This window comes from Streptomyces desertarenae (assembly GCF_042681365.1).
GTDB lineage: Bacteria > Actinomycetota > Actinomycetes > Streptomycetales > Streptomycetaceae > Streptomyces > Streptomyces desertarenae.
The window spans coordinates 335,863-344,574 of sequence record NZ_JBHUFU010000007.1; the positions used below are offsets into that span (position 1 = coordinate 335,863).

Consider the following 8,712-nt stretch of genomic DNA (forward strand, 5'->3'; position numbering starts at 1 on the left):
AAGGGGTATTTTGCAAACGACCCCATGCAAACCTTCCTTTGCATGTCTGCGGTCACCCCATGGCCGATCCCTCCGGACGCCCCCGTACTCGGTCCGCACCCTCGATCCCCGCTCCCTGCGCGCCCTGGCCCATCCGCTGCGCATCCGGATCCTCGGCGCGTTGCGCGAGTACGGGCCCTCGACCGCCTCCCGGCTGGCCGAGCGGCTCCACGAGTCCAGCGGGGCGACGAGCTACCACCTGCGGCAGTTGGCCGCTCACCACTTCATCGAGGAGGAACCCGGGCGCGGCACCGCGCGGGAGCGCTGGTGGCGCGCCGCGCAGCAGGGGACGGAACCGGGCGACGTCGAGGAGTTCTTCCGCCACCCCGACGCGGAGGTGCGGGGCGCTCTGATGCTGCTCATGCACGAGGTGGCCACCACCCACGTCCGCGAACTGCACACCTGGCTGAGCACGGTGCACGACCGGCCCGGGGAGTGGTGGCAGGCCTCCGCCCTCAGCGACTTCACCCTGCGGCTGTCCCCCGAACTCGCCAGGGAGCTGAACGAACGCCTCCACGCGCTGGTCGAGAGCTACCGGGAGCGGGCCGCCGAGGGCGAGCAGACCGCCCGCTTCCGCGTCCACCTGCACGCCTTTCCCCGCGCCGACGACTGACCGCCCCGACCCCACCGGAGAGTCCCGTGCACCACCACCCCGACATCCACCTCGTCCTCCTGCGGACACACTCCGCCGAGTTACGGCGCCGAGCAGCTCGCGAGCGCCTGGCGCGCGCTGTCCGCGCCCCGCGCCCGGCACTGCCGGGCGCGCATCGGGTGGCCACCGTGCGCCGCCGGCTCGGCTGGGTCCTGGTGGAGACCGGCTTGCGTCTGGTCCACTCCGGCCGCGGCGTGGCGTCGCCGTGACCGCCGGTCCTCCCGGTCCGGCGCGCGACGGCCGGGAAGGCCGGGAAGGCCGGGAAGGCCGGGAGCCGGCGGAGGCCCCCGAGGGCTGCGGGATCAGCGCTCCGGGAGGCGCTGGAGCAGTCCCCAGCCGAACTCCGCGATCACCTCGTGCCGCGTCCCCGCCCGGTCGGGGGCGGTGAAGGCCAGCCGCCAGCGGGTGGGGGCGGAGCCCTCCATCGGACGGGCGGGCGCGAAGGCGCGGGCGACCTCGTCCACCGTGCAGCTCCAGGGCAGCAGGTCCTCGACGGTGCGCAGCACGGGACCGGGCGCGTCCGGGGCGCGCACCAGCCACTCGTTCCAGACCGCGCCCCCGGGCGCGGTCAGCACCTCCAGGCGCAGGTCGGGCCAGAGCGGGACCGGCCAGCGCAGCGCCCGGCAGTCCAGGTCGCCCACCCGGCGCGGCTCCGCGGCCTCGGGCTCGCCGAGCACGGAGCGGTAGCGGGCGAGGGCCCCGCGGGCGCGCGGCGAGCGGACCGCGGCCTGCCAGCGGCGGTTGGCCTCACGCATCTCGGCCCGGTCGGCGCCCAGCTCGCGCAGGGCGTCCAGCACCTTCTCGGGCTGGAAGTCGGCCATCCGGCGCAGCAGGACGAGCTGGAACTGCCGGGGGCCCAGGGGCGGGGCGGGCGCGTCGTTCGTCACGCCGCCCACGGTAGCCGCCCCCGTCCGGCCGGGAGGGCGCGGACGGGGGCGGGGGCGGGACGGTCGTCCGCCGCCGGGGCCTACCGGTGCGGGCCGCGCTTGCGCTCCACCATGTGGCGCCCCAGCGCCTGCTTCTGCTTCCAGTCCCGCCGCAGCTCCGCCCGCAGCCGGGCGTCGGTGCGGGCCGCGAGGTACTGGTTCTCGCGCAGCAGCTTGCGGTAGCTCTCCAGCCGCCGTTCGGGCAGGACGCCGTCGTCGACGGCGGCCAGGACGGCGCAGCCCGGCTCGGTGGCGTGCGCGCAGTCGTGGAAGCGGCAGCCGCGCGCCAGGTCCTCGACGTCCGCGAACGTCCGGCCGAGGCCCTCCTCGGCGTCCCACAGTCCGACGCCGCGCAACCCGGGGGTGTCGATGAGGACCCCGCCGCCGGGCAGGGCGAACAGCTCCCGGGTGGTCGTGGTGTGCCGCCCCTTGCCGTCGCGGGCGCGGGTCTCCGCCACGGTCAGGACGTCCTGCCCGATCAGCGCGTTGACGAGGGTGGACTTGCCGGCCCCGGACTGGCCGAACACCACGGCGGTGCCGCCGGAGAGCACGGCGGCGAGCACGTCCAGGCCCTCCCCGGTCACGGCGCTGACGGCGAGCACCGTCACGCCCGGCGCCACGGCCTCGGCGTCGGCGACGGCGTGGTGGGTGTCGGGGGCGAGGTCGGTCTTGGTGAGGACGACCAGCGGCCGGGCGCCGCTCTCCCAGGCCAGCGCGAGGAAGCGCTCCAGGCGCCCGGGGTCGGGCTCGGCGGCCAGGGAGACGGCGACGACGGCGTGGTCGACGTTGGCGGCCAGCACCTGCCCCTGGGAGCGTTTGGAGGAGGTGGAGCGGACGATGGCGGTGCGCCGGGGCAGCAGGGCGCGCACCTCGGGCAGCGGCCCGGGGCCGGGGCCGAGGGCGGCCCAGTCGCCGGTGCAGACGGCGCGCACCGGGTCCGGGGCGGCGACGGGCGCGGTGTCGGCCCGCACGGTCCCGTCGGCGGTGACGGCCTCGCAGCGGCCGCGGTCCACGCGGACCACGCGGGCGGGCACCAGGCCCTGCCGCCCGTGGGGGGCGAAGGCCTCGGCGGTGTGCTCGTCCCAGCCGTAGGGGGCGAGCGGGTGGGCGGGCGCGCCGGACGCGCCGGTGACGTCGAGGGGGCTCAACGCGGAAGGACCTCTCGGGGAGGGCGGCTCCGGCGGGTGCGGGGCGGTCCGGGCGGGCGCGCGGCGGCGCCGCCCGGACGCCGGTCTCAGCCGGAGGCCGCGGGGGTGGTGGGAACGGTCGGATGCCTGCGGGACGCGCCCGCGGCGGCAACGGCGACAGCGACGGTCATCGTGTCCACCTCCCCTTCGTCCTCTTCCGGTCGTGGGCCGGCGCCGGCCGGTCCTCGGCCGCGCGGCGGGAGGAGGGCGGCGCCCTCCTCGCGGAACGGACTGTAGGCGGGGCGGCGGCCGGCCGCCACCGGTTTTCCCGCGCTCCGCCGGCGGCCCCGCGCGGGCGGGGGAGGGTCTGGAAGGAAGGAGGACTTCCACAGGAGACAGAACCTGCCGTAAGGGTGAAAACTAGGTCATAGAGATGAGACTCTCGGAGGAGGTGGCGCAGATGGCCACACCCACGTCGCGCATCGAGGAGCACCCCGACCTGGTGGAGATGCGCGCACGCTACGCGCGAGCGGCGTCGACGCCCACGGCGCAGGGGCTGGAGGCGCTGACCATGCTGGCCGGCGTCTTCCTGCTGATCTCGCCCTGGATCGTGGGGTTCACCCGGTTCAACGCGCTGACCGTCAACAACTTCGTGACCGGCATCGCCCTCGCGGTGATCGGCCTGACCCTCGCCGTGGCGTTCGAGCGGACCTACGGCCTGAGCATGGCCGTGTGCGCGATCGGCGCCTGGACGGTGCTGTCCCCCTGGCTGGTGACGGGCAACGTGGACACCATCCGGACGATCCTCACCAACGTGATCACCGGGGGGATCCTCTTCCTCCTCGGCCTGGCGCTCCTGGCCGTCGGCAGGAGGGGCGGCAAGGGCGCCCGGGCGCACCGGAAGGGGGAGACGAGCGGGTGACCCCGGCCGCCGCCCGCCGGCGCAGGCCCGGGGCGGAGTCCGCCCCGGGTCCGCGTCACTTCCCGTGGCGCGACCGCAGCCGGGAGCGCACGTCCCCCGGGGGCAGGAACTTCGTCCAGCGCTCGGGGAACTCCGCGGGGGGCTCCACCGCCTCCTCGCCGCCGCTCTCCGCCTCCCGCATCGCGCGCCGCGCCGCCGCGGCGACGACCTCGGCGGCGGCCTGCTCCCGGGCCCGCTCGCTGGCGCGGCGGGCGGCGGCGGTGGTGACCGAGGGCCACACGTGGTCGATGGCGGCGTTGACGGCCGCGCCGACCAGCACGGCGAAGGCGGAGACGCCGATCCACAGCAGCACGGCCACCGGCGCGGCCAGCGACCCGTACAGCGACGGGCCCTCGACGGTGCGGACCAGGTAGAAGCGGAGCAGGAAGCTGCCCACGATCCACATCAGCAGCGCGACCAGCGAGCCGGGCACGTCCTCCACCCAGGGGGAGCGGACGGGCACCGAGACGTGGTAGAGCGTGGTGAGGAAGACGACGGAGAGCACCACCACCACGGGCCAGTAGAAGATCGCGACCAGCGGCTCCACCTGCGGCACCCAGCCGACCACCGCGTCCGGTCCGACGATCATCAGCGGCAGGGCGACCGCGCCCAGCGGCAGGGCCACCAGGTAGAGCCCGAAGGCCAGCAGCCGGGTCGCCACGATGCCGCGGTGGCCGTCGAGCCCGTACATCACGGTGATGGTGTCGATGAAGACGTTCACCGCGCGCGATCCGGACCACAGGGCCAGCGCGAAGCCGAAGGAGATGACGTCGGGCCGTCCGCCCTCGATCACGTCGTCGATCAGCGGCTCGGCGAGCTGGGTGACGCCCCGGTCGGACAGGACGGCGGCGGACGCCTCCAGGAGGTTGGCGCGGACGCTGGTGATGGTGTCGGTGCCGATCCAGGTGTCGAGGTAGCCGAGCAGGCCGATGAGGCCCAGCAGCAGCGGCGGCAGCGACAGCAGGGTGAAGAACGCGGCCTCCGCCGCGAGCCCGAGGACGCGGTACTCCATGCAGGAGTTGACGGTGTCCTTCAGCAGCAGCCAGGCGAGTCTCCGCTTGGGGACGTCGCGGTACAGGGCGCGGGCCCTGTGCAGGGTGCCGGACGGGGAGCGCTTCGGGGATGACGGGGCCGGTTGCACGGTTCCAACGTATCCGGCCCGCCCGGCGCGGTTCACACCGTGGCCAGCGCCTTCGCCCCCGCCCCGGTGCCCCGGCGGGCGGGGGCGAGGGCGCGGCGTGCTTGACTGCCCGGCATGAGCGGAGCCGTCACCGTCACCACCTGGTCGCTGGAGCAGACCTCGCCGCGGGACCTGGTCCCCGCCCGCGCCCCGGACGCCGCCTCCGGTGTCCGGGTCGTCCGGGCGGAGGTCGCCAGTCCGGAGTTCAGCCGCTTCCTCTACACCGCCGTCGGCGGGGACGTCACCTGGACGGACCGGCTGGGCTGGTCGTACGCGCGCTGGCGGGAGTTCCTGGAGCGGCCCGGGGTGGAGACGTGGGTGGCCTGGGAGCGCGGCACTCCGGCCGGGTACGTCGAGCTGGAGGCGCAGCCGGAGGGCGCGGTGGAGATCGTCTACTTCGGGCTGCTGCCGGCCTTCCGCGGCCGGCGGATCGGCGGGCACCTGCTGTCGTACGGGACGGCGCGCGCCTGGGACCTGGCGGAGCGGTGGCCGGGGCGGGAGCCGACCCGGCGGGTGTGGCTGCACACCTGCTCCAAGGACGGCCCCCACGCGCTGGCCAACTACGAGCGGCGCGGCTTCCGGGTCTTCCGCACCGAGACGGCCGAGGAGCCCCTCGTCCCGGCGCCGGGGCCGTGGCCGGGAGCCGGCCCACTGACCTGAAAGCGATGTGACCGGCACCACATCGTCTCGTCGCGTGAGACAGTCTTGTCCGCATCACGGACATCGGTGGACTGTCGCGAGATCTGCATGCCACGCTTCTGCCATGTCCAGAGCTGGAATCGCCTTGGTGAGTCGGCGCCACGTCGACCTCGGCCGCATGTCCAGCGCCATCTGTCCGGCGGGCTGACAGTCCCAGCACCGCCGCACATCCGCCGCCCCCGTCGTCGCGGGCAGGCGCCCCCGTCCCGCGTCCGCATCCGGATCCGCGCACGTCAGCGCGGACGGGCGGACCCGGGCCGCTTCCAGCGCAGCCGAGTCCAGTGAAGGACGTCAACACCGTCATGGCCGACACCACCAAGCCTGCCAGCGCTGCCCCGACCCGCCGCAAGGCCGGCCGCCACCGCGGCGAAGGTCAGTGGGCCGCCGGGCACTTCACCCCGCTCAACGGCAACGAGCAGTTCAAGAAGGACGACGACGGTCTCAACGTGCGGACACGCATTGAGACGATCTACGCCCGCGCCGGTTTCGACTCCATCGACCCCAGCGACCTGCGCGGCCGGATGCGCTGGTGGGGGCTGTACACCCAGCGCAGGCCCGGGATCGACGGCGGCAAGACCGCCGTCCTGGAACCGGAGGAGCTGGACGACGAGTACTTCATGCTCCGCGTCCGCATCGACGGCGGGCGGCTGACCACCGGGCAGCTCCGTGTCATCGGGGAGCTCTCCCAGGAGTTCGCCCGCGGCACCGCGGACGTCACCGACCGGCAGAACGTCCAGTTCCACTGGATCCGGATCGAGGACGTGCCGGAGATCTGGCGCCGTCTGGAGGCCGTCGGCCTGTCGACCACCGAGGCGTGCGGCGACACCCCGCGCGTCGTCCTCGGCTCGCCGGTGGCCGGCATCGCCGCCGACGAGATCATCGACGGCACGCCCGCGATCGAGGAGATCAACCGCCGCGTCGTCGGCAACCCGGCCTACTCGAACCTGCCGCGGAAGTTCAAGACGGCCGTCTCCGGCTCCCCGCTGCTGGACGTGGCCCACGAGATCAACGACGTGGCCTTCGTCGGCGTGCGCCACCCCGAGCTGGGTCCCGGCTTCGACGTGTGGGTGGGCGGCGGCCTGTCCACCAACCCCAGGTTCGGCGTCCGGCTGGGCGCCTGGGTCCCCCTGGAGGAGGTCGCGGACGTCCACGAGGGCGTCGTGTCGATCTTCCGCGACTACGGCTACCGCCGGCTGCGCAACCGCGCCCGGCTGAAGTTCCTCGTCGCCGACTGGGGCCCGGAGAGGTTCCGGCAGGTGCTGGAGGACGAGTACCTGAAGCGGAAGCTGACCGACGGCCCGGCCCCGGAGTTCCCCGCGCAGCGCTGGCGCGACCACATCGGCGTGCACCCGCAGAAGGACGGCCGCTTCTACGTCGGCTTCGCGCCGCGCGTGGGCCGCGTCGACGGCGCCACCCTCACCAAGATCGCCGACCTGGCCGAGGCCCACGGCTCGGGCCGGGTGCGCACCACCCCCGAGCAGAAGATGATCGTCCTCGACGTCGCCGAGGACCGGGTGGACTCGCTGGTGGAGGGCCTGGAGGCACTGGACCTGACGGTGCGGCCGTCGGTCTTCCGGCGCGGCACCATGGCCTGCACCGGCATCGAGTTCTGCAAGCTGGCCATCGTCGAGACCAAGGGCCGGGCCTCCTCCCTCATCGACGAGCTCGAACGCCGCCTGCCGGACTTCGACGAGCCGGTCACCATCAACGTCAACGGCTGCCCCAACTCCTGCGCCCGCATCCAGACCGCGGACATCGGCCTCAAGGGCCAGCTGGTCACCGACGCGAGCGGCAACCAGGTGGAGGGCTACCAGGTGCACCTGGGCGGCTCCCTGGGCCTGGACCCGGCCTTCGGCCGCAAGGTCCGCGGCCTGAAGGTCACCGCCGCCGAGCTGCCCGACTACATCGAGCGCGTCCTGGGCCGCTACCGCGCCGAGCGGCAGGACGGCGAGCGGTTCGCCCAGTGGGCGGCGCGCGCCGACGAGGGGGCGCTGAAGTGAGCGAGCGGGCCGCGCCGTTCTACTGCCCCTACTGCGGCGACGAGGACCTGCGGCCGTCCGAGGCGGGCGGCCGCGGCGCCTGGGAGTGCGCCGCCTGCAACCGCGCCTTCACGCTGTCGTTCCTCGGACTGCTGGCCGCCGGAGTGCGGCGGCCCGGTACCGGTGATGAGGGGGACCCCACACGATGAACACCACCCGGACCCGGTCCACCCCGCGGCCGGACGCCGACGAGCTGCGCCGGCTCGCCGAGGAGGCGGGCCGCGAACTGGAGGAGGCCCCGGCGCTGGAGATCCTGCGCTGGGCCGCCGACACCTTCGGGCCGCGCTTCTGCGTGACCTCCTCCATGGAGGACGCCGTGGTCGCGCACCTCGCCTCGCGCGTGGCGCCCGGCATCGACGTCGTCTTCCTGGACACCGGCTACCACTTCCCCGAGACCATCGGCACCCGCGACGCCGTGGCGGCCGTGATGGACGTCAACGTCGTCACGCTCACGCCCCGGCAGACCGTCGCCGAGCAGGACGCCGAGTACGGCCCGCGCCTCCACGACCGCGACCCCGACCTGTGCTGCGCCCTGCGCAAGGTCGGGCCGCTCCGGGAGGGCCTGGAGGGGTACGACGCCTGGGCCACCGGCCTGCGTCGCGACGAGTCGCCGACCCGGGCGGGCACTCCGGTCGTCGGCTGGGACGAGAAGCGGGGCAAGGTGAAGGTCTCGCCCATCGCCCGCTGGACGCAGGACGACGTGGACGGCTACATCGCGGAGCACGGTGTGCTCACCAACCCGCTGCTGATGGACGGCTACCCCTCCATCGGCTGCGCGCCCTGCACCCGGCGGGTGCTGGAGGGCGAGGACGCCCGGGCCGGACGCTGGGCCGGGCGGTCCAAGACCGAGTGCGGACTGCACGGCTGACGGAGAACCCACCGACCGGATCCCGCCCGGAGGCCACCGGCCGGACGGGTCCAGACAGTTGAGGAGCGGCACATGAGCGGGGCCACCGCCTCCGGCGCCGACGCGACCGGCACGGCGCCCGAAACGGCCACCGGAGCCACGATCTGGCTGACCGGCCTGCCGAGCGCGGGCAAGACCACCATCGCCCGGGCGCTGGCCGACCGGCTGCGCGCGGAGGGCCA

Annotated in this window: 11 protein-coding genes; 8 read left to right on the top strand and 3 right to left on the bottom strand. The window is 74.6% G+C overall.

Features of this window, described 5'->3' with window-relative positions:
* Positions 1-10 precede the first annotated feature (10 nt).
* Positions 11-652 (top strand): helix-turn-helix domain-containing protein, encoded by a 642-nt coding sequence (locus ACFSJS_RS14580; RefSeq protein ID WP_380900251.1) that lies wholly within the window; start codon positions 11-13, stop codon positions 650-652.
* Positions 653-993: 341 nt separating this feature from the next.
* On the opposite strand, the gene ACFSJS_RS14585 is transcribed toward ACFSJS_RS14580, so the two are convergent.
* Complete coding sequence (locus ACFSJS_RS14585) at positions 994-1,578, bottom strand: hypothetical protein (protein ID WP_380900253.1); 585 nt, start codon at positions 1,576-1,578, stop codon at positions 994-996.
* Between the two features lie 80 nt (positions 1,579-1,658).
* Positions 1,659-2,765: a ribosome small subunit-dependent GTPase A gene (rsgA, locus tag ACFSJS_RS14590; protein WP_380900255.1), complete on the bottom strand. Its 1,107-nt coding sequence runs from the start codon at positions 2,763-2,765 to the stop codon at positions 1,659-1,661.
* 439 nt (positions 2,766-3,204) lie between these two features.
* On the opposite strand from rsgA, the gene ACFSJS_RS14595 reads away from it, so the two are divergent.
* A complete protein-coding gene (locus ACFSJS_RS14595) occupies positions 3,205-3,666 on the top strand; it encodes an SPW repeat protein (RefSeq protein ID WP_380900257.1) in 462 nt (153 codons plus the stop codon).
* Between the two features lie 55 nt (positions 3,667-3,721).
* On the opposite strand, the gene ACFSJS_RS14600 is transcribed toward ACFSJS_RS14595, so the two are convergent.
* Positions 3,722-4,846, bottom strand: coding sequence for a YihY/virulence factor BrkB family protein (locus ACFSJS_RS14600; protein WP_380900259.1), 1,125 nt, complete (start codon positions 4,844-4,846; stop codon positions 3,722-3,724).
* A 114-nt stretch (positions 4,847-4,960) separates the two neighbouring features.
* Between ACFSJS_RS14600 and ACFSJS_RS14605 the strand changes: the two genes are divergently transcribed.
* The 6 genes from ACFSJS_RS14605 to ACFSJS_RS14630 form a co-directional block, all read left to right on the top strand.
* The gene (locus tag ACFSJS_RS14605) at positions 4,961-5,545 is read left to right on the top strand and encodes a GNAT family N-acetyltransferase (RefSeq protein WP_380900261.1); all 585 of its coding nucleotides are present in this window, start codon (positions 4,961-4,963) and stop codon (positions 5,543-5,545) included.
* A 103-nt stretch (positions 5,546-5,648) separates the two neighbouring features.
* Positions 5,649-5,732, top strand: a complete 84-nt coding sequence (locus ACFSJS_RS14610) for a putative leader peptide (protein ID WP_309471194.1) — start codon at positions 5,649-5,651, stop codon at positions 5,730-5,732.
* Positions 5,733-5,886: 154 nt separating this feature from the next.
* Positions 5,887-7,584, top strand: a complete 1,698-nt coding sequence (locus ACFSJS_RS14615; protein ID WP_380900304.1) for a nitrite/sulfite reductase — start codon at positions 5,887-5,889, stop codon at positions 7,582-7,584.
* Complete coding sequence (locus ACFSJS_RS14620; protein WP_380900263.1) at positions 7,581-7,772, top strand: hypothetical protein; 192 nt, start codon at positions 7,581-7,583, stop codon at positions 7,770-7,772. Before ACFSJS_RS14615 ends, ACFSJS_RS14620 begins: the two co-directional genes overlap by 4 nt.
* A complete protein-coding gene (locus ACFSJS_RS14625) occupies positions 7,769-8,491 on the top strand; it encodes a phosphoadenylyl-sulfate reductase (RefSeq protein WP_380900265.1) in 723 nt (240 codons plus the stop codon). Before ACFSJS_RS14620 ends, ACFSJS_RS14625 begins: the two co-directional genes overlap by 4 nt.
* Positions 8,492-8,563: 72 nt before the next feature.
* Positions 8,564-8,712 (top strand): adenylyl-sulfate kinase (locus ACFSJS_RS14630; RefSeq protein WP_380900306.1); only part of this gene is annotated, 149 nt, incomplete at its 3' end.

Bases quoted from the DNA above. Each gene is read 5' to 3' on its own strand.
- ACFSJS_RS14595 (WP_380900257.1), top strand. From the start codon at position 3,205: ATGGCCACACCCACGTCGCGCATCGAGGAGCACCCCGACCTGGTGGAG.
- ACFSJS_RS14605 (WP_380900261.1), top strand. From the start codon at position 4,961: ATGAGCGGAGCCGTCACCGTCACCACCTGGTCGCTGGAGCAGACCTCG.
- ACFSJS_RS14610 (WP_309471194.1), top strand. From the start codon at position 5,649: ATGTCCAGAGCTGGAATCGCCTTGGTGAGTCGGCGCCACGTCGACCTC.
- ACFSJS_RS14615 (WP_380900304.1), top strand. From the start codon at position 5,887: ATGGCCGACACCACCAAGCCTGCCAGCGCTGCCCCGACCCGCCGCAAG.
- ACFSJS_RS14625 (WP_380900265.1), top strand. From the start codon at position 7,769: ATGAACACCACCCGGACCCGGTCCACCCCGCGGCCGGACGCCGACGAG.